Genomic DNA, 20,366 nt, shown 5'->3' on the forward strand with positions numbered 1-20,366 from the left:
ATCAGCCGCGCTTGCGTTCGAGGAGCGCCAGGCGGGCCTCGAAACGATCCACATCGTCACGCAGCTTGTCGACGCCCGTGATGAATTCATCCGCCTCGGTGCGGCTGGGCACGTCGCGCCCCTCTTCTTGCAGATATTCGGAAACGTTCTGCGCGAACGTATCCGCTGCTCGCCGCGCGAAGCCGAGCGCCGAACGCGCCACGTTGCCGACCTGGTGAGCTGCGACGTCGCCAATGACGCGCGACAGTTCTTCTTCCAGATCCGGCCGCGCCTGCTTCAGCAACTCGCTGAACGTCTGCGCGACTTCGGCGTCGCCGTGAATATGCACCGAGCCGGTTCGCAGCGCTGTTTCAGGCGCGGGCCCAGCCATGCGCAACAGCGACAACGGCGTTCCCGACAACGTCGCATTCGGCGTGCCGTCGTACTTCGTATCGAGCGACATCTGCTCGCCTTGAGCGCGGAAGAAAATGCTGAGCGGCATGCCTTCGACGTGCAGCGCCAGCACTTTCGTGTCCAAACGCCGGCACAGTGCACGGGCGGCCGACGAAGCGGCGATGTTTCTATTGAGTGCGGATTCGAGCGGCGTCAGGCGCATATCAGAAACGATAGCCCCGATGCAGGGCGACGATGCCGCCGGTGAGATTGTGATACTTGCAGCCCTCCAGGCCGGCCGCCTGCATCAACTCGATCAGTTCCTGCTGCTTGGGGAAGCGGCGGATCGATTCGGCGAGGTAGCGATAGCTCGCTTCGTCACGCGCCACGACCTTGCCGAGCCACGGCAACACCGAGAACGAATATGCGTCGTACAGTGGCTTCAGTCCGGGCACGACGGGATGGGAGAATTCGAGGATCAGCAACTGGCCGCCGGGCTTGAGCACGCGCTGCATGGAGCGGAGGGCCGCGGCCTTGTCGGTGACATTGCGCAGGCCGAAGCCGATGGTCACGCAATCGAAGGTGTTGTCGGGGAAGGGCAGCCGCTCGGCGTTGGCGAGCGAGTAGCGAACGTTAGTGACGATGCCGCGATCGGTCATCGCGTCGCGACCTTCCGCCAGCATCGCGCCATTGATGTCGGTGTGGATCACCAGACCGTTCTCGCCCACCTGCTTGCACATGCCGGCCGCGAGGTCGCCGGTGCCGCCCGCGACATCGAGCGCCCGCTGGCCGGGACGCAAGCCGGTCTGCGACAACGTGAACCGTTTCCACAGCCGGTGGGTACCCGCCGACATGAGGTCGTTCATCAGGTCGTAGTTGCCCGCGACCGATTCGAACACGGCTCGAACCCGCGCCTGCTTTTCCGCCACCGGCACTTGCTGATAGCCGAAGTCGGTGGTCGAGGATGAGTTGGTTGGGGTGTCGCTCATGGTCGTCGCTGACGGTGACGACGCATTTTAGTCGAGTTTCGAGGTCGGCGCAGAGTTGAGTTGGACTCAACTCCGGCTCGAGCCTGGCGCTCTACCGCGGCGGCGGCTTGAGCGAAAACGCCGGCTTTTTCGGCAGCACGGTCGGATAGGCGATGCCCAATTCTTTCAAGCGGTCCAGATAGCTCTGCCACTTCTGCGTCCGATCCCGCCCCAGCTCGTACAGATACGCCCAGGTGTAAAGGCCGGTATTGTGGCCGTCGTCGAACACCAGCTTCACGGCGTAATTACCCACCGGTTCGACCTGGGTAATGGTCACCTCGTGCTTGCCAAGCTGCAGTTGCTCCTGGCCGGGCCCATGACCGCGCACCTCGGCCGACGGCGAAAACACACGCAGGTACTCATACGGCAGCTCGAACACCGAGCCGTCGTCGAAGCTCACTTCCAGTACGCGGGACTTGGTCCTGGACTTGATGTTGGTCGGATGCGGCATAGGCAGACCGGCGTTACAGAATGTAGCGCGTCAGGTCCTCGTCCTTCACCAGCTCGCCAAGGTGCTTGTCGACGTACTGCTGATCGATGGTCAGGCTGAAGCCGTTGCGATCGGCGGCCTCGTACGACAGCACTTCGAGTAGTCGCTCCAGCACCGTATGCAAACGTCGCGCGCCGATGTTTTCAGTGCGCTCGTTGACTTGATACGCCACCTCGGCGATGCGACGGACGCCGCTCGCGTCGAATTCGAGCGTCACACCTTCGGTGGCGAGCAGCGCCTTGTATTGCGTGCACAGCGACGCGTCGGGCTCCGTCAGGATGCGAATGAAATCTTCGACCTTCAGCGCATCCAGCTCGACGCGGATCGGAAAGCGACCCTGCAGCTCCGGAATCAGATCCGAGGGCTTGGACATGTGAAATGCGCCGGAGGCGATGAAAAGAATATGGTCCGTCTTCACCATACCGTGCTTGGTGCTCACCGTGCTGCCTTCGACCAGCGGCAACAGGTCGCGCTGCACTCCTTCGCGCGAAACATCGGCGCCGTGGGTTTCCTGCCGACGCGCGATCTTGTCGATCTCGTCGATGAACACGATGCCGTTCTGCTCCGCGTTCTGCAGAGCGCGCAGCTTCAGCTCTTCCTCATTGATCATCTTCGCGGCTTCCTCGTCCGTGAGCAGCTTGAATGCTTCGCGAACTTTCACTTTGCGCGTCTTGGTACGCGCGCCGCCGAGATTCGAAAACATGCTTTGCAGCTGCTGCGTCAGATCTTCCATGCCGGCCGGCGCCATGATTTCCACGCCGACGGGCAGGGCGCGCACTTCGACCTCGATCTCGCGATCGTCGAGCTGGCCCTCACGCAGCATCTTGCGGAATTTCTGGCGCGTCTCGCCATCGCGCGGATTGGGCTCCGGGTCGGGAGTGAAGCCGAGCGATTTGGGCCGCGGCAGCAAGGCGTCGAGCACGCGCTCTTCGGCGGCATCCATGGCGCGGTGACGGACTTTTTCCATTTCTTCTTCGCGAGTCATCTTGACCGCGACGTCCATCAGATCCTTGATGATGGAATCGACCTCGCGGCCGACGTAACCCACTTCAGTGAACTTGGTCGCTTCAACTTTGATGAACGGCGCGCGCGCCAGGCGCGCGAGACGCCGGGCAATCTCGGTCTTGCCGACGCCGGTGGGGCCGATCATCAGAATGTTCTTCGGCGTGATCTCGGCGCGCAGCGACTCGGTGACTTGCATGCGGCGCCAACGGTTACGCAGCGCGATGGCGACAGCGCGTTTGGCGGCGGCCTGCCCGACGATATGTTTGTCGAGCTCTTGAACGATTTCTCTCGGGGTCATTGACATACAACTTCGAAGAGTTATTTCAACTCTTCGATCGTGAGATTCCGATTGGTGTAAATACAAATATCCGCGGCGATGTTCAGCGCCTTTTCGACGATGGTGCGGGCGTCGAGCTCGGTGTTTTGTAACAACGCCCGCGCGGCGGACTGAGCGAACGCGCCGCCCGAGCCGATCGCCATGATATCGTCTTCGGGCTCGATGACGTCGCCGTTGCCCGAAATAATGAAGGACGTCTTGTTGTCGGCGACGCACAGCAAGGCTTCCAGTCGGCGCAGGCTGCGGTCGCTGCGCCAGTCCTTCGCCAGCTCGATGGCGGCGCGGGTCAAGTTGCCATATTGCTGCAGCTTGGCCTCGAAGCGCTCGAACAGCGTGAACGCATCGGCGGTGCCGCCGGCGAAGCCTGCCAGCACTTTACCGTCGTACAGGCGGCGCACTTTGCGCGCGTTGCCCTTCATCACGGTGTTGCCCAACGAAACCTGGCCGTCGCCGCCGATGCACACGACGCCGTTGCGCCGGACGGCGAGGATGGTTGTTGCGTGTGGTTGGTTATCGCTCATTCACTCTTCCTGCGGGCGCGCGGGTGTGCCGCGTCGTAGATCTTGGCGAGGTGCTGAAAATCAAGGTGGGTGTAGATCTGAGTGGTTGCTATGTTGGCGTGGCCCAGCAGTTCCTGCACGCCGCGCAGGTTCTGGCTCGATTCCAGCAGATGCGTGGCGAACGAGTGCCGGAACATGTGCGGATGGACGTGAACGCCGAGGCCTTGCTGTCGCGCCCACGCCGCCACGAGTTTTTGGACCGAGCGCGGGCTGATGCGTTCGCCGCGAACGCCGACGAATAGCGCGGTATTTCCTACGCCCGCGAGTTTGGTGCGCTCTTGCAGCCAGCGGCTGATGGCTTCAGCGGCGTGGCGACCCACCGGCACCACGCGCGTCTTGCTGCCTTTGCCGAGCACGCGCACCGTGCGGTCGGCGAGGTCGATGTCCGTCAGATCCAGGTTCGTCAGCTCCGACAAGCGCAGGCCCGACGAATAAAACAACTCCATGATCGCCTTGTCCCGCACGCTGATTTCTTCGTGGGTGCGGAAGCTGAGCAGGCGAGTCATCTGATCCACGTCGATCGTGGCGGGCAAACGTTTCTTGGCCTTCGGAGCCTGCACTTCGACGGCGGGATTCAACTTCACCACGCCTTCGCGCAACAGAAAGTTATAAAAGCTGCGGAGGGCGCTGAGTCGTCGCTGGATGGTGCGGGGTGACGCGCCCTGGCGATGCTCGGCGGCCGCGAACGTGCGCACGAGCTGGCCGTCGACGCGTTGCCAGTCGGCGACGCCCTGGCGATCGCAATGGCTGACGAAACGTTTCAGATCGCGGCGATAGTTGGAATCTGTGTGCGGCGACATGCGCCGCTCCACGGACAGATGCTCGAAGAACTTGGGTAGCCAGGCGAGGGACGGTTCGTCCATCGGTCGACGTCGCTCGCCGCGCGGCTAGACGGCCGCGACGGCCTCGCTCACCAGATCGCCGATGCGCGCCAGAAAATCGGTGCTCATCGTGGGATGGAAGCGCTGCGCGTCCGGGCTGCCGATGGCGAGCAGGCCGAAGCCCACTTCGCGACCCAGCGGCACGAGGGCGGCGGAACCGATCTCGATCGTGCCCGCGCCGAACAGGAAATCACGCTGACTGTCGCGGATCTGGCCGCAACGCGGCCGCGCCGATTCGAACAACGTTTCGAACATTTTCAGCTCGGGCGCCGTCGGATCGACCATTCGCAGATGACGGCTGTCGATGTTCGAAAAGCCCGTCGGACGCGTCGGCGCGAGCAGCAGCAACCATTCGGAAGCGCCGAAGTCTTCGCGCAACGAAGTCTCCATCGAATCCAGCAGCGTGGAGGCATTGCGTGCGCGCACCAGCCGGCAGGCGAGACGATGGATCTTCGCTGCCAGCACGTCGTTACCACGCGCGACATCGATCAGCTCGCGAAGGCGAGATTCCAGCGATTGGTTCTTTTCTCGGAGTGCCGAGACCTGGCGCTCGACCAGCGATACGGTGGCGGTGCCACGGCCATGCGGCAGCTTCAATTTGGTCAGCAAAGTGGCGTGACGCTCGAAGAAGTCGGCATTGTTCTGCAGGTAATCGGCGATCTCCGACTCGCTGGGCTCTTTGCCAGCGGCACTGGCGCTCGTCCCACTCATCGCAGGAGCCAGGTTTTCCACATCGACACCGCGGACCGGAGTCTTGCTCATACAGGTGCCTCGATTCTGGTTCTCAAACTTCCACCGTCCCTTCGAAGACGGTGACCGCCGGGCCGGTGAGCCACAGCGCCTGGTTCGGTCCGGGCCAGCGGACGATCATGCGGCCGCCGGGTGCGTCTACCTGAACTTCTTCCTGCAGCAGTCCCCAGCGACGTCCCACCGCCACGGCCGCACACGCTCCGGTGCCGCAAGCCTGCGTTTCGCCGACGCCGCGCTCGAACACTCGCAGCCGGATGTGAGTCGGGCTGACGACTTCCATGAAGCCGACGTTGGTCCGCCTCGGAAAGCGCGAATGATTCTCCACCGCGGGTCCGAGAGTGTCCACGGCAGCCTGTGCTACCGACGGCACCTGCATGACCGCGTGCGGGTTGCCCATCGAGACTGCGCCGATCTGCAGCTCTTTCTCGCCGACTCGTAACGGATACACGTCCGCCTCGCGTGAGGCCTCGAACGGCAGCGACTCGGGCGCGAAGCTCGGCACGCCCATATCGACGGAGACCAAGCCGTCGTCCCTCAGCAGGCCATTGACCTGACCACCGGGGCTGTCCATGCGCACCTGCGCCTTGCGGGCCTTGCGGGCGACCAGGCTGGCGATACAGCGCGCGCCGTTGCCACACTGCTCGACCTCCGAGCCGTCGGCGTTGAAGATGCGGTAAAACACATCGAAATCGGCTTTGGCGGGCGGCATCAGGACCAGCGCCTGATCGAAGCCGATGCCGGTGCGGCGATCGGCGAGGCGGCGAAACACTTCGGCGGAGGGCAGGTCCGCGCCGGCCGGAGCATCGAACACGATGAAGTCGTTGCCCAGGCCGTGCATCTTGGTAAAAGGCAGGCGCATGCGCCAAGCATACGTCACTTGACGCGTTCTCTGCAGCGTCAACCAGGGGCTCGAGGCCGTGACAATTGCCAAGGCTCCCTTTAAGTTACCGGCCACTCATTTACAACAACGCGAAATCCAGCACAGCCCGGCGCCCGAGCCGGGCTCAGGATCCTGTTTCTTACCGGCGAAGCGAGGACGGTCATGCGCCACGTGATGGTAATGAACTCCAAGGGCGGCAGCGGCAAGAGCACTCTGGCGACCAACATCGCTTGTTACTTTGCGAGCCAGGACGCCAAGGTGACCTTGGCCGACTACGACCCGCAATGTTCCAGCCTCGACTGGCTGGCGATGCGCCCCGAGGATCTGCCGCGCATTTCGGGTGTGCGGGCCTTCGACGAAGGCATACGAAACGTGCCGCGGGACACCGACGTGCTGGTGATAGACGCGCCGGCCCGGACACATGGCTCCGAAATGAACGAGCTGGTCCGGCGCGCCGAGACCATCCTGATTCCCGTGCTGCCTTCGCCCATCGACATGAAGGCGTCGGCGCGTTTCATGGAAGAGCTGCTGGAGCTGGGCAAAGTGCAGCGTCAGCAGGCTCGGCTTGCCATGGTCGCGAACCGCGTGCGCGAGAACACGCTGCTGTTCGACGAGCTGGATCAATACCTCGAGAAGCTGAAAGTGCCTTATCTGGGCCAGCTGCGTCAGTCGACCAACTATCTGCGGGCCTATCAACGCGGCATGAGCATCTTCGAGCTGCCCGAGTATCTGGCCAGCCCGGACTGGGAGCAGTGGAAGCCGATCACCAAGTGGCTCGACAGCAAGAAAAGTCAGCCTAGCTGAGGCTGGCTCGGATGCCTGCCTCCGGGTCGGCGTAGCGCAGCTTCACGCCCAGGTTTTTCAGCATGCGGTCGTTGCCGATCCGGCGCGACTCGTTGAGGAAAGACAGGCGTTCAGGGCTGAAAGTGAGCTGAGCTTCCTCCATGGTGACGCGCGGCGGCTTGGGCAGGCCGGCCAGCTGCGCGACCAGATCGATGAATGCGGTCGAGCTGAGGGAAGTGCCGTCGGTCACGTTGTAAACGCCACGAGCCTCCTTGTTCACGATGGCCGCTTCGCAGGCGGTGACCAGGTCGTCCACATGAATTCGATTGCTGATGCCGGCGTCTTCCGGCCGAACGACCGCTTCGGCTTTGCGCAATCTTTCCAGCGGTAAGCGCTCCGGCCCGTAGATCCCCGGAACTCTCAACACGACGCGGCGAATACGCCGCTCGTGGCACCACACGCGAGTCATTTCTTCAGCGCTGACGCGCCGGCGGGCGCGATCGGTTCGGGGCATCACCGGAGTGCTTTCGTCGACGAAGCCGCCGGCGGCATCGCCATACACGCCGGTCGTGCTCATATAAACAAACGTCTTCGGCGGCACGATGGCCAGGTGCAGGAAACGGTCGAGTCGCAGGTCGCTCTCGCCGGTCGCGGGCGGCGGCGCGAGGTACACGATGGCCTCCTGATCCAGCCGTTCAGGAATGCTGGCGCCGGCGCGCACCCGATCCAGGTCGATCACGATGGTCTTCAGGCCCAGCCGCTCGAGGGCCGCGGCTTTTTCGTTGGAACGAACCAGCGCCGCAACTTCGAAGCGGTCGCGCAGGCGCTCGGCCAGCCGCTGGCCGACATAGCCGCAGCCGGCAATCAGGATGTACGGACGAGGCGAGCTCATGCGCGCCCTCTGGTCTTGACACCGCGTCGATGCATATTTAAATTTCAGAAAAGACAGAAATAACCGATGAGTCAATCCTATGAAGCTTACTCCGACCATGCATCGTTGCGTGCTCCATTGGGGCGAAATGGCGGGCCGCTGGGGGGTGAGCCGCTCGGTGGCGCAGATTCACGCCCTGCTGTTTCTGGCGCCCGCGCCGCTGACGGCTGACGAGATTGCTGAAACGCTGAACGTGGCCCGCTCCAACGTGAGCGTCAGCCTCAAGGAATTGCAGGCGTGGGATCTGGTCAGCGTGACTCATCAACTGGGCGATCGGCGGGATTACTTCCAGGCGCGCAAGGATATATGGGAAGTCCTCACCATGATCATGGACGGCCGCAAGAAGCGCGAAATCGACCCGACTCTGCAGATGCTGCGTGAGTGCAACGCCGACGCCAAGAAGGATCACGAGACGCCGGAGCAGGTGAAGGAGCGCATCGCCGTCATGCTCGAGTTTCTCGAGGAGCTGGCGGGATGGTACGACCAGATCCGCGCCATGCCGCGGCCCACGCTGCTGAAGCTCATGCGCATGGGTACCAAGGTGGCGAAGATCGTCACATGAACGAAGCGGGACCGTCGCGAACGGTGCTGGTGACCGGTGCGACCGGATTCATCGGTCACAATCTATGTCGACGGCTGCTCGCTGGCGGCGATCGCTTCGTCGCGTTGACGCGCGATGCCGGGCGGGCCCGCAAGGTGCTCGGCTCGCAAGTCCGAATCGTCACTGCGCTCGACGAAATTGCATCGAGCGAGCGCATCGACGCGATGGTGAACCTGGCCGGCGCGTCCATTATCGCTCGCCCCTGGACGCAATCGCGTCGCGCTGTGTTGCTGGATAGCCGACTGCGCACCACCAACAAACTCACCGAGCTCGTCGCGCGTCTCGAGCGCAAGCCGGAAGTCCTGATCAACGCATCGGCCATCGGTTATTACGGCGTGCGCGGCGATGAAGAGATCACTGAAGCTGCGCGAGGCCAGCCGATATTCCAATCGCATCTCTGCCAGGCGTGGGAAGTGGCCGCGCAAGGCGCCGAGCAATACGGTGTACGCGTGTGCCGTCTCCGCTTCGGCATCGTGCTCGGCACCGATGGCGGTGCTCTGCCCGGTTTGATCCGTCCCGCACGCATGCGAATGCGCGTTGTGATGGGATCCGGTCAGCAATGGCAATCCTGGGTGCACATCGATGACTTGCTGGCGCTCGTACGGTTTTGCATCCAGCACACCGAGATGAGGGGTGGCATCAACGTCACCGCGCCGCAGCCTGTGCGCCAGCAGGAATTCGCGGCGATTCTCTCAGCTCGGTTCGGTCCCTCCATTCAACTGAGGGTGCCGGCCGCGCCGCTGCGGGCGGCGCTCGGTGAAATGTCACAACTGCTGCTGGAGGGAGCGAAGGTGATGCCCGCCAAGGCATTGAGTCACGGCTTCGCGTTTCGCTATCCCGATCTGAACTCCGCGCTCGCCGATTTGCTTCGGCCTAAAGATCTTGCGGCGGCATGAGCGTGTTGCCGAGCTTGGCCAGCACGTCGGGCGCGTAATCGAAGGAATCGAAGAACAGCTGCTCGGGGGGCAGGCCCCGATGCGTGAACTCGTGACGAATGGTCTCGACCATCACGGGCGGACCGCCGGCATAAACATCGAAACGGGCCAGGTCGGAATGATCTGCCATCGCAGCCGCATGCACGAAGCCGGTTCGCCCTTGCCATCGATCTTCCGGTTTCGGCGCTGAAAGCACCGGGACATAGTGAAGATTGGGATGCTTCGCGCACAGTGCTTTGAGATGAGCGTCTTCGTAAAGATCGGACGCCGTCTGCGCGCCCCAATAAAGATGCAGCTGCCGGCGGTCGCCGACTTCCAGCAGACTGTGCAGCATGGAACGCAACGGCGCGTAACCCGTGCCGCCGCCGATGAGCAACGCTGGCCGCGGCGATTCTCGGCGGAACCAGAATTGACCCAGCGGGCCTTCGATCCGCAATAAAGTTTTCTCCAGCGTGCCGTCGAAAATCTGCTGCGTGAACTCGCCGCTGGAGACGCGACGTATATGCAATTCGAGCTGCTTGCCATCGCCGGGCGTGCTGGCGATCGAGAAGCTGCGGCGGCGGTTCTGCGGCAGCATGATGTCCAGATACTGACCCGGCACGAAATGGAACGATTCGTTGGCCGGCACGCGCAGAAACACGGCCATGATGTCGGGTGTCAGCCGTTCGAGGCGCTCGACGCGACAGGGCAGGCTTTTGACGAAGATCTCCGGCACCGGCGGCCGGATCTCGCGTACTTCAACGGTGAGGTCCTCGCTGGCGGCGTGCGCCTGGCAGAGCAGGGCGTAGCCGTCGCGTTCCTCGTCTTCCATCAATCCCAGCGGCCGCCCCGATGGATAATTCACTTCCCCCACGCGAATGCGAGCGCGGCACGAGGAGCAATGCCCGCCCTTGCAGCTGTGGGGAAGATTCAAGCCGGCGCGTAGCGCGGCGTCCAGGATGGTCTCGCCGCGTTCGACAGTGAGCACCTGCTGCGAAGGCAGCAAGGTGACACGCGCATAAGGCCGAGCTGCAGACATGACGGAGCCTAGCTTCTCCGCCGGTCGCTTTGTCTGCGTTCTTGCCAGCGGCGTGCGCGGATTTTGGGAAGATTCGCCTTGCGGCCCACCGCAAATGCGAGGGCATCGTTCAGCGCCTTGAGCGAACGCTCACGCTCGCCCAATTGCTCCATCAGGTTCGCGAGCAGCTGATAAGCCTCCAGCCGAGGACGAATCGCGATGCTGGTTTCGAGGAAGCTGCGCGCTTTTCCATAGAGCTCCGCGCGAGTCGCGAGCTGCGCGCACGTGAACAACAGCGCGGCATCATCGCCGTGCTCGGGTAGCCACGCTTCCGCGCGATCCAGCGTTTTCAACGGCTCGTCGGTTTCCAGCTCGCCGTACGCAAGCACGGCGCCTTCATTCCACTGCTTGTTGATGCAATCACGCAGCGCTGCTTCCGCGGCCTCGTGATCCCCGCAGGCCATCGAAGCGCGCGCGTACGTCACCACGATTTCGGGATGCTTGGCCAGCGACCTGGATGTTTCTTTCCACGCGGCCCGCAGCTCGTTCAGGTCGCACTTGTTGCCCGCGTCCTTCAAACGGTCGAGATGAACTTGCGCCACGGTTTCATCGACCATCGACGCGGGGATGCCGCGCGTGCTGCGCAGGCGCGGCTCCAGCGCCTGGAGCTTTTGCCAATCGCCCATCTGCCGATACGCGCGAGCGAGCAGCAACAAGCCGCGAGCGTTCTGTTCCTTGGTCGCTTCGAGCTGTTCGAGGGTCGCCAGCGCCGCCTGCAACTGCTTGTGCTTCAGCAGAACTTCGGCTTGCATGATCAGCGCGGGCGCCCGGCGGTCGCCCGAAACTTCCAGCGCACGGGCCAGCCATTCATCGCGCCGTTGAGATGCACCTTGCAAATCCGCTGCGCGCGCAGCAGTCAGATAATGGGCCGCGGGATTCTCAGCCTCGCGCACGTTGCGGGTGAGGGTGTTCTCGGCCGTTTCCCAATTCCCTTCCGACAGCTCCAGGATGCCCTGCGCGAAGCTGCGACGCGCACGCTCGTGCCGACGCGCTTCTTGAGCGGCTTTCCACGAGCGGCGTGCGGTGATGAGCTTGATCAGCAACCTGACCGCGAAGTAAGCCGCGATCAACACCAGGCCGAAGGTGATCGCCGACATTTCGATCAAGCGCCCGGCGAAGCGCAGCGCCACGTAACCCGGATCGCCCAACACGATGTTGGCGAGCAGGCCGGCGACGATCATTGCCGCAGCGATGTACAAGCCGCTTTTCATCGCGGTTACTCCGGACCTCGGCGTGACGGCATCATCCGGCGCAGCGCGTTGATCGAGTCAGTCACGTCGGGCAGGGCCGGATCGATATTCACGGGCTCCAGCGCTTGCACTTCGGTCAGCAGCGCTTGCGCGGACGGCTTGGAGAGATCGAAGAAATCGCCGAGCGAGCGACGCGCGCCCGCGAGGGCCGTGCGATACGCCTGTTCATCGTGCCGGGCCACGGCGTTACGGGCGGCGAACAGTAGCAACTGCAGATGTTGACGCCGTAACACGGCTTCTTCCGCCGTGATCACCCGGCCCGAAAGATCGTCCACCTTGCGCATGACGATCAGGTTCGAAAACGTCTGGCCGATGATGGCGCGCGCGCGAGCAAACATTCCATCCGGCAACTGACTGCGATCGTAGGCGTTGCGCTCGGTGACCAGAATGCCTTTGACCGGCGCTTCGGCGGCGCGTTCTTCGGCGCTGCTGAGACGGGACAGGATGCCTGTCGTGTCGGGCCGCTGCACGGCGCGCAGCGCCTGCAGTTCTTTCGCGATCTCCTGGCGGACAGCCGCGAACGACGTATCGCGCAGCGCGGCCAGACGCAGATCCGCCGATTCCAATGCGACCACCGCAGTTTCGACGTCACGGTCCAGCGTGAGCCGGCGCTGCGCCAGCTCCAAAAGAAACAATGCCTCGGCGCGCGACCAAGCGCGTTCCGGCCCTTCGGCGCGGCCACGTAGTTCTTCGACCGAGGATGCGAGCTCTTGCAGCTGTTGAGGCGCGTCGTTGAGCGTATCCAGACGACGGTTCAGGTCGCGATGCGCCTGACGTTCGCGGCTCGCCTGGCTCTTCAGCTCCGCGCGCAACAGGTCCCGATCGACGTTGGCAGCAGCGACCGCTGCATTGGCGGTATCGAGCTTGTCTCGCATCGAGTCGAGGCGGACCAGGGTATAGCCGGCGGTCGCAAAAGCGAGCACGGCGATAGCCGTGGTCAATCGGCTGTAAGTATGCGCACGACGGGGTCCCGACGAATCGCCGGGAACAGACGAGCTGATGGTTTCCGGACCGGTCTCGGCCATAGAAGAATGCGCTGCTATCGACGTCGCTATCGTAACACGCAGCGCACTTGAACTTTCAGAACGACCCCATGAAGACGACTTGCTTCGAGCGGCCTCAGGCTACCCGGGCGCGGGTTCGCCACTGCGCCAAAGCGCCGATCATCGATGCGTCGTCGGCGCCGTTCGCGATCAGCACCAAGCCGTTCAAGCCTGCAGCCTGCGCCGCCTCGGCGATGCGTCGGCTGGCCACCAGCAGTGTCGTTTTTCGAAGCAGCGCGCGACCGCGGTCGGACAGCATTCCGATCAGGTTATGCAAAGTTTCAATACTGGTGGCGGTGACCACGTCGATACCTTCGGCGTCCCACCGCGCCTCCAGCGCATCGCGCGTGGCGGCGTCGATCGTCGGGCAAACGCGCTGATAAACCTCACGAGTTTCCACGATCAGGCCGCGCGACGTGAACGACTCCTGCAGCAGTTCGCGACCGCCGACGCCCCTCACGATGAGTACCCGAGCGCCGCTCGCCAATGTGAGATCGGGATGCGCCAGCAAGGCTTCGCTGTTGAAACCCGCTTCCGGAACGATGTCCGCGCGCAGCGAGGTTTGCGCCAGGGCCGCCGCGGTGGCCTTGCCGATCGCGGCCACGCGCGCCGTGGGACTCTTTTCGATCAGATGCACGCCGTGAGCGACGGCATTCACGCTGACGAACACGATCAAATCGTGTCCGCTCGCGACGCTGGCGGTCTGCGCAGCGATCTCGACAGCAGGAAAAGCGATGGCGGTCCCGCCCTGACGGACGATTTCTTCGCAGAGTGCAGCGGCCTGCGCCGCCGGGCGCGTCACCAGGACAGTGAGCTCGGCGAGCGGCGGCATGACTTTGGGAATCATGGCGACTCCTGCCGCAGTCGATCGAGCAACTGAGCGGCGCCATCTTGCAACAATTCTTCGGCGAGCCGGACGCCAATCGCTTCCGCATCGGCGACGTTGCCGAAATGAGAGCCGCGATACATCTCTCGTCCATCGGGCGAGCCGATGACGCCGTGAAGTTGCAACTGATCGCCGCTCAAAGTTGCAAAGCCCGCGATGGGTGACTGACAGCTGCCTTCCAGGCGTTGCGCGAACGAGCGCTCGGCGACACAGCACTGCCATGCCTGTGTGTCGTTCAATGCACGCACGTAAGCGACGTTGCGTGCATCGTCGGCACGACACTCGATGCCGATGATTCCCTGGCCGACGGCCGGCACTGAACGGTCGGGGCTGAAATATTCCGTGATACGGCTTTCCAAGCCGAGGCGGATCAAGCCCGCCGCGGCAAGAATGATCGCGTCGTAGTGTTGTTCATCGAGCTTGCGCAGGCGGGTGTCGACATTGCCGCGCAGGGTGATGAGCTCCAGGTCCGGGCGCGCGTGTTTCAACTGACACTGACGGCGCAGGCTCGACGTGCCGACGCGAGCGCCTTGCGGCAGGCTCTCGAAGCTCTTGTACCGGGAAGAAACAAACGCGTCGCGTGCATCGGCGCGCGGCAGCATCGCAGCCAGCGTGAATCCCGGCGGCATTTCGCTCGGCACGTCTTTCATGGAATGAACTGCAATGTCGGCGCGGTGCTCCGACATGGCCACTTCCAGTTCTTTGATGAACAGCCCCTTGCCGCCGATGTTGGCGAGCGGGCGGTCGAGGATGCGGTCGCCCTGCGTGGTCATGGGCACCAGCTCGACGTTCAGGCCGGGATGCTTGTTTCTAAGCAACATCGCGACGTGCTCGGCTTGCCACAAGGCAAGACGGCTCTGACGCGTGGCGATGCGCAATGTATGTTCGAAAGTACTCATGAGCTCGATTGAGGCGAAGGATCCGACGGCGGATTGGCCGGCGGCGTTGGCGCCTGATTGGCGGCCTGATTCGGGGCCTGAATGGCCTGCTGGGGCGCCGGCTGATTCGCCGGCGGCGGATTGATCGCGGCCATGGCTTTTTCCAGGCGCCGCATTTCCTGCCTGAAACGAATCAGCGCGATGATCAGCGCGAGCACCACGGGCCCGAGGAACAGGCCGATGGCGCCAAAGGCGGCCAGCCCGCCGAGGACGCCGATGAACACGGTCAGTGTGCCCACGTTGGCGCGGCCCGACACCAGCATCGGCCGCACCACATTGTCGACCAGCGACACCAGCACCGCACCCCAGATCAGCATGAAAATAGCGGCGCCCCAGCGGCCCTGCGCGGCCAGTACCAGGACTGCGGGGCCCCACACGAGCGCCGTACCGCCGACCGGCAATAGCGAGAGCAGGGCAGCGATCACGGCGAATACCACCGGCGAGGGCAGGTTGACGATCAGGAAAGCGATGCCGACCAGCGTGCCCTGGATCAGCGCCGTCAGGCCCGTGCCATACACCATGGCGCGAGTGACCGCCGCCAGATGGTCGAACAGCTTGGCTTTGTGTGCTTCGGCCATGGGGATCAGCTCGCGCACGGTCGAGATCATCTCGGCGCCGTCGCGAACGAAAAAGAACAGCATGAATTCCATCATCACGAAGCCGACGACGGTGCCGACCGCGCCCATGAACGCGCGTCCGCCGAGCGATGCGAGCGATTGCAGCGCCTCGCGCGAGCCCTGCGTGATCCACGACTGGATCTGCGCCAGATCGATATCGAGCGTGTCGTTGAGCCAGATCAGGCCGTCCCGCACCCAGGGAACATTCGCCAGATTCAGCACGTTGCCTTTGGTCTGGTCCGCGACCGTGCTCTGCACGAGCTGCAGCAGGTCGCCGACCTGGGCCGCGAACGCCGCGCTCAGCGCGGTCAGCGGGCCGATGATGACGACGAACGTGAGCAGGGTCAGCAGCGCCGCCGACAACACGGGCCGGCCCCGCAGCCGGGCGGCGAGCCGCACATGCAGCGGATACAGCAGAAACGCGATGAATATCGCCCACAACAGCGGCCCCAGGAAGGGCTGGACGATCTTGAACAGGGCCACGCCCAGCACCAGGCACGTCACCAATGCGAACGTGCGCGCGTAGAACCGATCGCTGGCCGGTGCGACGCGTGGCGATTGAGTCATGAGGCGTTCCATTCCAGGTGGCCGCAAGCCCGCGGCAAGGGCCGCCATGCTAGCACCGCTGCCCGCTCGCCGGTTTGTCGCTGGTTTGTTTATCCCCTACCATCCATGCTCGAGCACGAGAGGAAATGACTCATGAATGCCCAACCCGAAGTGTCCACCGATCAGCTGGTCGCGGATCTGAAGACCGTCATGGAGGATGCCGAGGCTTTGCTCAAGGCCACCTCCACGCTGACCGGCGAGAAGATCCAGGAAGTGCGTGCTCGCGCCGAGGAATCCTTGCGTCAGGCCCGGGTGCGTCTCACCGAGGTCGAGGAAGAAGCCATGCGCCGGGCGCGCGAGGTTGCCGAAGCAGCCGATGAGTACGTGCGCGAGAACCCATGGCAGTCGGTCGGCATCGCCGCCGGCGTCGGTCTGGTGCTGGGGCTGTTGCTCGCCCGTCGTTGAGCGCGGGCTCGCGAGTCGCCTCAGCCATGGCCGTCCAAACTCACGATCCGCGCGTCGAACCGCAGGGTGCGCACGATACTTCGCGACCGGTCGCCGGTCTGTTCCAGTCGCTGAACCATTTTCTGGCGACCTTCGTCGCCATCGTGCATACCCGGCTGGAGCTGATCACCACCGAGTTGCAGGAAGAAGTCCGGCAGGTCGGCGCCATCCTGCTGTGGGCCTTCATCGCGGCGTTCGCCGCCATGATGGGTCTGTTCCTGGCGGCGCTGGCGGTGATTTTCGTGTTCTGGGACACGCACCGGCTCATCGCCTCGCTGGCCATGATCGGCTTGTTCGTGCTGGTCGCCGTGGTGGCGGGCTTGATCCTGAAGCACAAGCTGAGCACCAAGCCGCCGCTGCTGGACGATACATTGGCGGAGCTCGCCAAGGATCGCGATCAACTGAAGGCCCGCCTGTGAGTGGGTGTACTGTGTGAGTAGCGAACGTTTCAACCAGTTAGTCGCCAAACATTCCAACCTGCGCTTGCGCGCAGCCGTGCAGCGTCGCGAGCTGGGCGCGACGATGAACGAGATCGAGCATCAACTCAGCGGCCTGGATCGTGGCATCGGCGCCGCGCAGCGTCTCATCAAGAATCCGGCGGTTCTGGTAGGCGGTGTGGCGCTGGTTGCGCTGATCGGACCGAAGCGCCTGATGCGATGGGCGACCCGCGGCGCATTGGTTTATTCCACGGCGCGCCGCTTCATGCGACTGCGCCGCCCAGACTGACCAATTAGTGACTTTCGCCGCGGATCCGCCTGAGCAGCTCGGATGCGTGACGGCGGCTCACTTCCAATACATCGCCGCACTCGCGAACTCTGACGACGTACTGTCCCGAGTCGGTGCGCTCCACGGCGGAAATGTATTTTTCCGCGATCAAGGCGTTGCGATGGATGCGCAGGAAGTCCGGCGCGAATTCCTCGGCCAGCGCCTTCAACGATTCGTCGATCAGACTCTCGCCGCCTTTGTGGCGCACGGTGACGTACTTCTGATCGGCGACGAAATAATAAATATCCTCGAGCGGGATCAGCTTCAGGGTCTCGCCCAGCCGGGCGCAGATCTGCTCGCGGCGATGTTCGAGCCGCGCCGATTCGGCGACCTTCACCAGACGAGTGGGGGATATGCGTGAGGCGTGGCGCAAGGCGTGCGCCAGCTTTTCCTTGCGCACTGGCTTGAGCAGATAGCCCACTGCTTCGGTCTCGAATGCTTCGACCGCGTACTGATCGTAGGCGGTGGTGAAGATGACCGCGGGAGGATCTTCCAGCGAGTCGATGTGGCGCGCGACCTGGATGCCGGATAGTCCGGGCATGCGCACATCGAGCAGCACCACGTCCGGACGCAGCTCGCCGCAGGTCGCAAGCGCCTGTTCGCCGTTGTCGGCTTCGCCGACGACTTCGCAGTCTTCGATTTCGTCCAGCAGGCGTCGCAGGCGCTCTCGCGCGGGCGCCTCGTCATCCACGATTAACAGACGCATCGGTCTTAGTTACCGCCCCAATACCCGGATTAGCCGTTCACCAGCTCGTCGCCAGCATACGGAAAGATCAGCCGGGCGCAAAATTCCCCGTCCCGCTGTTCGGTCTCGATTCTGGCGCGGCCGGGCCAGGCGAGCTCCAGCCGCTGGCGGATATTTTCCAGGGCCATGCGATTGCCTTCGCGATTGGCGTAGCCGGCCTGGGTCAGGATGGGATTGCGCACTTCGATGTGCACCTGGTCGTTCTGGCGGCGGCCGACGATTGAAATCTCGCCGCCGCGCGGCAGCGTCTCTACGCCGTGATACACCGCATTCTCCAGCAGCGGCTGCACGATCAGGCTCGGCACCATCGTGCGCATCGGCAGTTCGTCCACGTCCCAATGCACGGTGAGACGATCGCCGAGACGCAGTTGCTCGATGCGCTGGTGTGTGCGCGCGATTTCCAACTCGTCTTTCAACGGAATGCGTGCGCTGGCGTCGCTCAGGCTGGCGCGAAACAAGTCGGCGAGATCTTCGACCGCTTGCTCGGCGCGCTCGGGGCTGGAGCGAGTCAATGCGGCGATGGTGTTCATGCTGTTGAACAGGAAGTGCGGGCGAATGCGCGCTTGCAGGGCGCGAATGCGAGCCAGCGCTTCCTGCTCGATGCTGCGTTTCCATTCGGCGCTGACGTAGAAGTAACGCAGCGCCAACGAGCTCACGATGAAACCGACGCAGATGTTTCTCAGCACGAAGCCAGCATGCTCGTGCGGGAAGAAGCCGAGCTCGCCATCGCTCGGCTCGCCGCCCCAGAACCGGCCGACCTGAAACACCAGCTCCGAAATCAGCCCGATATTCGCGACCAGCAAACCGACGGCGATCATGGCGGCGCGCGACGGCTGCATCGTTTGCAGCCAGGGACGCGCCCGGCACAGCACGGCGGCGGAGGTGAGACCGATCCATAAAAGAAACAACGAGCCGCCGGCCAGGTCGGCCCAGAAGTTATCGTGCAGTGCCTGGCGCGCGAGCGCGATCACGAGCGCGACCAGCTCGGCGATGAGCACCACCGCCAGCACCGCGGGCGAGGCGCAGAAATCCGGCAGGAAGAACGTGGGCGCCTTGGTGGCGGGCGGCGACGGTGCGCGGGTTTCAGAGGCGGACGCCGCCATGGCTAACGGAGGTTAGGGTTTTTCTCTCGACGTGCCGCCGTCCCGGGCCGCGGCAAACATGGCGTCCTTGAGACGGAACAGCGTCGAGATGTCCTCGTCGCCGTGGCCTTGCTCGATCAGGCGTCGATAATGAACCAGCGTCATCTCGATCAAGGGCAGCTGCACGCCGTGGCGGGCGGCCATGGCGCGACAGATCTTCAAATCTTTCTCGTGCAGCTTCACGCGGAAGCCGGCGGGATAGCTATCGCGCAGAATGTTCGGCGCGCGATTCACGAAGTACCAGCTGGAGCCCGCGCCTTTGCCGAGCGTGTCGATCAAACGATCCAGCGGCAGGTCCTCGGACTTGGCGAACGCCATCGCTTCGGCGACGGCCTGAATCACGCCGGCGCACATGATCTGGTTGGTCGCTTTCGCCGCCTGGCCGGAGCCACTGGCGCCGAAGTGCGTGACCGCTTTGCCCATGGCCTGCAGTACAGGCTGCGCGCGTTCGAATGCTTTCTCGTCGCCGCCGACCATCACGGCCAGCGTGCCGTCGCGAGCGCCTTCGGTGCCGCCGCTGACGGGAGCGTCCAGAAAATACGCACCGGCTTCGTGCAGACGATGAGCGGCCGTGCGAGCGGTGTTGGCGCTGACGGTGGAACAGTCAATCACGATGGTGTCGCGTTTGATCGCCGGCAACAGCTCGTCGATCACGGCGAGCACATCCGCGTCCGCGGACACGCACACGACGATCACATCGCACAGAGCAGCGAGATCGGCAGGTTTGCTGACGGCGGTGCAGCCCGTCTCCTGAGCGAGGGCCGTGGCCTTTTCAGCCGTGCGGTTCCACACGGCGCTCAACAAGCCGTGCTTGTGGAGATTGCGCGCCATGCCCAGGCCCATCGCGCCCAGGCCGACGAATCCTGCTCGAAGGGTCACTGGCACATCACGTCCATAGCAGTTTTGGCCGAGGCGCGGGCGGCATCGAGCTCGGCGGAATCCAGATAGCGGCGCTCGCCGTCCTTGCCTTCTTCATACAGCTTCTGCGAGGTCATGTATTTATCGTAACGCTCGCGCGCCTTGATGCAACGTTCGGCCTTGTCCTTCGCCGTTGCGGCGGCGGCTTCGCGTTCGTCCTTGGCTGTGTTTGTCGGACGCGAGCTCGCAGCGGGTTGCTGAGTCTGCGGACGGTCCTGTGCGGCGACTACGTCGCTGCTCTGAGATTTCACGTTCAAGCGTTCGGCCGGCAATACCGGGGGCTTGTCGGTGTACTGAACGTTGCCCTTCTCATCGATGTATTTATAGACATCGGCGATAGCGGTGCCGGCGGCCAGCGGCGCCGCGGCCACAGTCAGCAGCAACAAACGTCTGAACATGGCG

25 protein-coding genes are annotated in these 20,366 nt (G+C 63.6%); 6 read left to right on the top strand and 19 right to left on the bottom strand.

Features of this window, described 5'->3' with window-relative positions:
• Position 1 precedes the first annotated feature (1 nt).
• From VGD45_RS13635 to dapF, 8 genes are all read right to left on the bottom strand, one after another.
• Entirely contained in the window at positions 2–595 is a 594-nt protein-coding gene (locus tag VGD45_RS13635) for a ubiquinone biosynthesis accessory factor UbiJ (protein ID WP_331155865.1), read from the bottom strand.
• Position 596: 1 nt separating this feature from the next.
• A complete protein-coding gene (gene ubiE / locus VGD45_RS13640) occupies positions 597–1,361 on the bottom strand; it encodes a bifunctional demethylmenaquinone methyltransferase/2-methoxy-6-polyprenyl-1,4-benzoquinol methylase UbiE (protein ID WP_331155866.1) in 765 nt (254 codons plus the stop codon).
• A gap of 91 nt (positions 1,362–1,452) precedes the next feature.
• A complete protein-coding gene (locus VGD45_RS13645; RefSeq protein WP_331155867.1) occupies positions 1,453–1,851 on the bottom strand; it encodes a DUF971 domain-containing protein in 399 nt (132 codons plus the stop codon).
• Positions 1,852–1,864: 13 nt separating this feature from the next.
• Positions 1,865–3,193 (bottom strand): ATP-dependent protease ATPase subunit HslU, encoded by a 1,329-nt coding sequence (hslU, locus tag VGD45_RS13650; RefSeq protein ID WP_331155868.1) that lies wholly within the window; start codon positions 3,191–3,193, stop codon positions 1,865–1,867.
• A 20-nt stretch (positions 3,194–3,213) separates the two neighbouring features.
• Positions 3,214–3,753, bottom strand: a complete 540-nt coding sequence (hslV, locus tag VGD45_RS13655; RefSeq protein WP_331155869.1) for an ATP-dependent protease subunit HslV — start codon at positions 3,751–3,753, stop codon at positions 3,214–3,216.
• On the bottom strand, positions 3,750–4,655 hold the full coding sequence (xerC, locus tag VGD45_RS13660; protein WP_331155870.1) for a tyrosine recombinase XerC: 906 nt from the start codon (positions 4,653–4,655) through the stop codon (positions 3,750–3,752). The genes hslV and xerC overlap by 4 nt, the downstream gene beginning before the upstream one ends.
• 24 nt (positions 4,656–4,679) lie before the next feature.
• Positions 4,680–5,435 (bottom strand): DUF484 family protein, encoded by a 756-nt coding sequence (locus VGD45_RS13665; protein WP_331155871.1) that lies wholly within the window; start codon positions 5,433–5,435, stop codon positions 4,680–4,682.
• Positions 5,436–5,457: 22 nt separating this feature from the next.
• Positions 5,458–6,276, bottom strand: a complete 819-nt coding sequence (gene dapF / locus VGD45_RS13670) for a diaminopimelate epimerase (RefSeq protein WP_349263271.1) — start codon at positions 6,274–6,276, stop codon at positions 5,458–5,460.
• A 189-nt stretch (positions 6,277–6,465) separates the two neighbouring features.
• Between dapF and VGD45_RS13675 the strand changes: the two genes are divergently transcribed.
• Complete coding sequence (locus VGD45_RS13675) at positions 6,466–7,107, top strand: AAA family ATPase (protein WP_331155873.1); 642 nt, start codon at positions 6,466–6,468, stop codon at positions 7,105–7,107.
• On the opposite strand, the gene VGD45_RS13680 is transcribed toward VGD45_RS13675, so the two are convergent.
• Positions 7,100–7,978: an SDR family oxidoreductase gene (locus VGD45_RS13680; protein WP_331155874.1), complete on the bottom strand. Its 879-nt coding sequence runs from the start codon at positions 7,976–7,978 to the stop codon at positions 7,100–7,102. The two genes, VGD45_RS13675 and VGD45_RS13680, sit on opposite strands and share 8 nt — an antisense overlap.
• A 79-nt stretch (positions 7,979–8,057) precedes the next feature.
• Between VGD45_RS13680 and VGD45_RS13685 the strand changes: the two genes are divergently transcribed.
• Complete coding sequence (locus VGD45_RS13685; protein WP_331155875.1) at positions 8,058–8,579, top strand: GbsR/MarR family transcriptional regulator; 522 nt, start codon at positions 8,058–8,060, stop codon at positions 8,577–8,579.
• Entirely contained in the window at positions 8,576–9,514 is a 939-nt protein-coding gene (locus VGD45_RS13690) for a TIGR01777 family oxidoreductase (protein ID WP_331155876.1), read from the top strand. Before VGD45_RS13685 ends, VGD45_RS13690 begins: the two co-directional genes overlap by 4 nt.
• On the opposite strand, the gene VGD45_RS13695 is transcribed toward VGD45_RS13690, so the two are convergent.
• The 6 genes from VGD45_RS13695 to VGD45_RS13720 all read right to left on the bottom strand — a co-directional run bounded on the left by VGD45_RS13695 (position 9,492) and on the right by VGD45_RS13720 (position 15,911).
• A complete protein-coding gene (locus tag VGD45_RS13695) occupies positions 9,492–10,571 on the bottom strand; it encodes a 2Fe-2S iron-sulfur cluster-binding protein (RefSeq protein WP_331155877.1) in 1,080 nt (359 codons plus the stop codon). The genes VGD45_RS13690 and VGD45_RS13695 overlap by 23 nt on opposite strands.
• Before the next feature lie 8 nt (positions 10,572–10,579).
• Positions 10,580–11,821 carry a heme biosynthesis HemY N-terminal domain-containing protein gene (locus VGD45_RS13700; protein WP_331155878.1) on the bottom strand — a complete coding sequence of 414 codons (1,242 nt, stop codon included), beginning with the start codon at positions 11,819–11,821 and terminating at the stop codon, positions 10,580–10,582.
• Positions 11,822–11,826: 5 nt separating this feature from the next.
• Positions 11,827–12,885 (bottom strand): uroporphyrinogen-III C-methyltransferase, encoded by a 1,059-nt coding sequence (locus tag VGD45_RS13705; RefSeq protein ID WP_331155879.1) that lies wholly within the window; start codon positions 12,883–12,885, stop codon positions 11,827–11,829.
• A gap of 94 nt (positions 12,886–12,979) precedes the next feature.
• Positions 12,980–13,750: a uroporphyrinogen-III synthase gene (locus VGD45_RS13710; RefSeq protein WP_331155880.1), complete on the bottom strand. Its 771-nt coding sequence runs from the start codon at positions 13,748–13,750 to the stop codon at positions 12,980–12,982.
• Positions 13,747–14,688 carry a hydroxymethylbilane synthase gene (gene hemC, locus VGD45_RS13715; protein WP_331155881.1) on the bottom strand — a complete coding sequence of 314 codons (942 nt, stop codon included), beginning with the start codon at positions 14,686–14,688 and terminating at the stop codon, positions 13,747–13,749. Before hemC ends, VGD45_RS13710 begins: the two co-directional genes overlap by 4 nt.
• The gene (locus tag VGD45_RS13720) at positions 14,685–15,911 is read right to left on the bottom strand and encodes an AI-2E family transporter (RefSeq protein WP_331155882.1); all 1,227 of its coding nucleotides are present in this window, start codon (positions 15,909–15,911) and stop codon (positions 14,685–14,687) included. Before VGD45_RS13720 ends, hemC begins: the two co-directional genes overlap by 4 nt.
• Positions 15,912–16,043: 132 nt before the next feature.
• Between VGD45_RS13720 and VGD45_RS13725 the strand changes: the two genes are divergently transcribed.
• From VGD45_RS13725 to VGD45_RS13735, 3 genes are read left to right on the top strand one after another with little or no spacing between them, the layout of a single operon-like run.
• The gene (locus VGD45_RS13725) at positions 16,044–16,355 is read left to right on the top strand and encodes a DUF883 family protein (protein ID WP_331155883.1); all 312 of its coding nucleotides are present in this window, start codon (positions 16,044–16,046) and stop codon (positions 16,353–16,355) included.
• Between the two features lie 26 nt (positions 16,356–16,381).
• Positions 16,382–16,813, top strand: coding sequence for a phage holin family protein (locus VGD45_RS13730; protein WP_331155884.1), 432 nt, complete (start codon positions 16,382–16,384; stop codon positions 16,811–16,813).
• A 13-nt stretch (positions 16,814–16,826) separates the two neighbouring features.
• Positions 16,827–17,120 carry a YqjK family protein gene (locus VGD45_RS13735; RefSeq protein ID WP_331155885.1) on the top strand — a complete coding sequence of 98 codons (294 nt, stop codon included), beginning with the start codon at positions 16,827–16,829 and terminating at the stop codon, positions 17,118–17,120.
• A gap of 4 nt (positions 17,121–17,124) precedes the next feature.
• On the opposite strand, the gene VGD45_RS13740 is transcribed toward VGD45_RS13735, so the two are convergent.
• From VGD45_RS13740 to VGD45_RS13755, 4 genes are read right to left on the bottom strand one after another with little or no spacing between them, the layout of a single operon-like run.
• Positions 17,125–17,865, bottom strand: coding sequence for a LytTR family DNA-binding domain-containing protein (locus tag VGD45_RS13740; RefSeq protein WP_331155886.1), 741 nt, complete (start codon positions 17,863–17,865; stop codon positions 17,125–17,127).
• A 29-nt stretch (positions 17,866–17,894) separates the two neighbouring features.
• Positions 17,895–19,007, bottom strand: a complete 1,113-nt coding sequence (locus VGD45_RS13745; protein WP_331155887.1) for a sensor histidine kinase — start codon at positions 19,005–19,007, stop codon at positions 17,895–17,897.
• A gap of 12 nt (positions 19,008–19,019) precedes the next feature.
• Entirely contained in the window at positions 19,020–19,925 is a 906-nt protein-coding gene (locus VGD45_RS13750; protein WP_331155888.1) for an NAD(P)-dependent oxidoreductase, read from the bottom strand.
• Positions 19,922–20,362 carry a DUF4124 domain-containing protein gene (locus VGD45_RS13755; protein ID WP_331155889.1) on the bottom strand — a complete coding sequence of 147 codons (441 nt, stop codon included), beginning with the start codon at positions 20,360–20,362 and terminating at the stop codon, positions 19,922–19,924. Before VGD45_RS13755 ends, VGD45_RS13750 begins: the two co-directional genes overlap by 4 nt.
• Between the last annotated feature and the right edge of the window lie 4 nt (positions 20,363–20,366).

The organism is Steroidobacter sp., from assembly GCF_036402275.1.
Taxonomy (GTDB): Bacteria; Pseudomonadota; Gammaproteobacteria; order Steroidobacterales; family Steroidobacteraceae; genus Steroidobacter.

Excerpts from the sequence above, each read along its gene's own strand:
- VGD45_RS13725 (WP_331155883.1), top strand. The coding sequence starts at position 16,044 with ATGAATGCCCAACCCGAAGTGTCCACCGATCAGCTGGTCGCGGATCTG.
- hslV (WP_331155869.1), bottom strand. The coding sequence starts at position 3,753 with ATGAGCGATAACCAACCACACGCAACAACCATCCTCGCCGTCCGGCGC.
- VGD45_RS13635 (WP_331155865.1), bottom strand. The coding sequence starts at position 595 with ATGCGCCTGACGCCGCTCGAATCCGCACTCAATAGAAACATCGCCGCT.
- xerC (WP_331155870.1), bottom strand. The coding sequence starts at position 4,655 with ATGGACGAACCGTCCCTCGCCTGGCTACCCAAGTTCTTCGAGCATCTG.
- VGD45_RS13690 (WP_331155876.1), top strand. The coding sequence starts at position 8,576 with ATGAACGAAGCGGGACCGTCGCGAACGGTGCTGGTGACCGGTGCGACC.
- VGD45_RS13710 (WP_331155880.1), bottom strand. The coding sequence starts at position 13,750 with ATGATTCCCAAAGTCATGCCGCCGCTCGCCGAGCTCACTGTCCTGGTG.
- hslU (WP_331155868.1), bottom strand. The coding sequence starts at position 3,193 with ATGACCCCGAGAGAAATCGTTCAAGAGCTCGACAAACATATCGTCGGG.
- ubiE (WP_331155866.1), bottom strand. The coding sequence starts at position 1,361 with ATGAGCGACACCCCAACCAACTCATCCTCGACCACCGACTTCGGCTAT.
- VGD45_RS13645 (WP_331155867.1), bottom strand. The coding sequence starts at position 1,851 with ATGCCGCATCCGACCAACATCAAGTCCAGGACCAAGTCCCGCGTACTG.
- VGD45_RS13755 (WP_331155889.1), bottom strand. The coding sequence starts at position 20,362 with ATGTTCAGACGTTTGTTGCTGCTGACTGTGGCCGCGGCGCCGCTGGCC.
- VGD45_RS13745 (WP_331155887.1), bottom strand. The coding sequence starts at position 19,007 with ATGGCGGCGTCCGCCTCTGAAACCCGCGCACCGTCGCCGCCCGCCACC.
- VGD45_RS13680 (WP_331155874.1), bottom strand. The coding sequence starts at position 7,978 with ATGAGCTCGCCTCGTCCGTACATCCTGATTGCCGGCTGCGGCTATGTC.
- VGD45_RS13720 (WP_331155882.1), bottom strand. The coding sequence starts at position 15,911 with ATGACTCAATCGCCACGCGTCGCACCGGCCAGCGATCGGTTCTACGCG.
- VGD45_RS13730 (WP_331155884.1), top strand. The coding sequence starts at position 16,382 with ATGGCCGTCCAAACTCACGATCCGCGCGTCGAACCGCAGGGTGCGCAC.
- VGD45_RS13695 (WP_331155877.1), bottom strand. The coding sequence starts at position 10,571 with ATGTCTGCAGCTCGGCCTTATGCGCGTGTCACCTTGCTGCCTTCGCAG.
- VGD45_RS13685 (WP_331155875.1), top strand. The coding sequence starts at position 8,058 with ATGAAGCTTACTCCGACCATGCATCGTTGCGTGCTCCATTGGGGCGAA.
- VGD45_RS13705 (WP_331155879.1), bottom strand. The coding sequence starts at position 12,885 with ATGGCCGAGACCGGTCCGGAAACCATCAGCTCGTCTGTTCCCGGCGAT.
- VGD45_RS13675 (WP_331155873.1), top strand. The coding sequence starts at position 6,466 with ATGCGCCACGTGATGGTAATGAACTCCAAGGGCGGCAGCGGCAAGAGC.
- hemC (WP_331155881.1), bottom strand. The coding sequence starts at position 14,688 with ATGAGTACTTTCGAACATACATTGCGCATCGCCACGCGTCAGAGCCGT.
- VGD45_RS13700 (WP_331155878.1), bottom strand. The coding sequence starts at position 11,821 with ATGAAAAGCGGCTTGTACATCGCTGCGGCAATGATCGTCGCCGGCCTG.
- VGD45_RS13740 (WP_331155886.1), bottom strand. The coding sequence starts at position 17,865 with ATGCGTCTGTTAATCGTGGATGACGAGGCGCCCGCGCGAGAGCGCCTG.
- VGD45_RS13665 (WP_331155871.1), bottom strand. The coding sequence starts at position 5,435 with ATGAGCAAGACTCCGGTCCGCGGTGTCGATGTGGAAAACCTGGCTCCT.